This window comes from Nonomuraea marmarensis (genome assembly GCF_043197025.1).
In the GTDB taxonomy this organism is placed as follows: Bacteria; Actinomycetota; Actinomycetes; order Streptosporangiales; family Streptosporangiaceae; genus Nonomuraea; species Nonomuraea marmarensis.
This window is the reverse complement of sequence record NZ_JBICRM010000105.1, coordinates 1-1,604: the sequence shown is the minus strand read 5'-3', so window position 1 is coordinate 1,604 and position 1,604 is coordinate 1. Positions and strand designations below refer to the sequence as shown.

The following is a 1,604-nucleotide window of genomic DNA, read 5'->3' as shown; positions in this document are numbered from 1 at the left end:
CGGAACCTGTCAAACCGAATGAGACATCAGGCCACTTGTGTGGTTTGTGGTGAGGTCTCGGTCTGGAGGGTCGTGGGTGGCTTGTTGATCCACACTCTGGAGGGCAGCGGCGGCGGGTAGGGGCGCCGACCGCGGAAGCGTTCGGGGTGCGCCAAGAAGGCTGCGTTGAGCGTGGCGACCCGCTTGGCGTGGATCTTGGCTACGGTGCCATCGTGCACGGATGCGGGGATATGCATCGCGATGCCCGAATGGCGATGTTCGTTGTTGTAGTAGTGGAAGAACTGTCGGCAGAATATGCGGGCGTCTTCGATGGACCCAAATCTTCCAGGAAACGCGGGGCAATATTTCAGCGTTTTGAATTGCGCCTCGGAATACGGGTTGTCGTTGGACACGTGCGGCCGTGAATGCGACTGGTCGATCCCAAGCTGCGCAAGCAGGCCGGCGACGGTGTTCGAGGTCATCGATGTGCCCCGGTCGGCATGGATGGCATTGGGCGCGATCCCGCCGTTGACTTCGATGGCGCGCTCGATGAACTCCTTGGCCAGGGTGCCGTTCTCCGTGGGCCAGATCTCCCACCAGATTACTTTGCGGGAGAAGATGTCGATGATAACGTACAGAAGGTAGTAGACCCCGCGTTCCGGACCTTTCAATTTGGTAATGTCCCAGCTCCATACCTGATTCGGGCCATCGGCTTCCAGTTCGGGTTTCTTCTTCGCCGGATGGGTGGCCTGGGCGCGCCGCTCGCCGGACTGGTCGCGTTCGCGCAGTAGGCGGTACATGGTGGCCTGTGAGCACAGGTAGACGCCCTCGTCCAGCAGGATCGCCCACACCTGACCCGCCGACTTGTCGGCGAACCGGGGCGAGTCCAGCACGGCCAGCACCTGCGCGCGTTCTTCTTCGGACAATTCCGCCGGGTGATGGAAGGGCTTGCGCGGGCCTTGTCTGCGCGGTTTCGGGTTCCGCTGCCGGTACAGGCTGGCGCGGGCCTTGCCGAAGATCTCACACGCCCTGCTCGTCCCGACCGCCGCCTCCATGCCAGGGAAATACTCGTCGATGACCTGGGTCAGTTCGCGTCGGAGTCCGCGCCGCCTGAGATGTCTTCCAGCAGCGCGAATGCTTTTCCCGCGATATCCAGCGCGGTTTTCGTCTTCCCGAGCTCGCTGGTGAGCTTTTCGTTTCTGGCTTCGAGTCTGGCCGCATCGGCCTTGAGCTTCTTGTTCTCGGCCCGCAACCGGGCCAGTTCCTCCGACCCCGCGTCCTTCTTCGGCTTACCCGTCGAGGAGGCCAACGTCCCGTTCTCCTGTTGCTTTCTCCAGTGCTCGATGTGCGAGTGATACAGCCGCTCCTTGCGCATCAGCGCGCCACGCTCGGGGCTGCCTTCGGGCAGAGCGTCAAAGGCCGCCAAGATCCGCGCCTTGTAGGCCGCGGTGAACGTCCGGCGAACCGGCCGGCTCACCCGCTTGTCGGTCACCTGACCATCCTGCCCCGTCATGGCGGCCTGGTCAGCGAGGGTCATCGTCACTGTCTCGATCGTCCTGTCTCGCCCTGCTTCGCATCAAAAGGACTCATCTGTCCCATGTCTCACACCAGTCTGACAGAGAGGG

1 protein-coding gene and 1 pseudogene are annotated in these 1,604 nt (G+C 62.5%); both read right to left on the bottom strand.

The genetic code is table 11. The annotated features are described in order from the left end of the window. Positions 1–26 precede the first annotated feature (26 nt). Positions 27–1,118, bottom strand: a pseudogene (locus ACFLIM_RS50135) (IS3 family transposase); the annotation flags it as partial. Then, on the bottom strand, positions 1,064–1,522 hold the full coding sequence (locus ACFLIM_RS50130; RefSeq protein WP_393178003.1) for a transposase: 459 nt from the start codon (positions 1,520–1,522) through the stop codon (positions 1,064–1,066). The pseudogene ACFLIM_RS50135 and the gene ACFLIM_RS50130, both read right to left, overlap by 55 nt. Between the last annotated feature and the right edge of the window lie 82 nt (positions 1,523–1,604).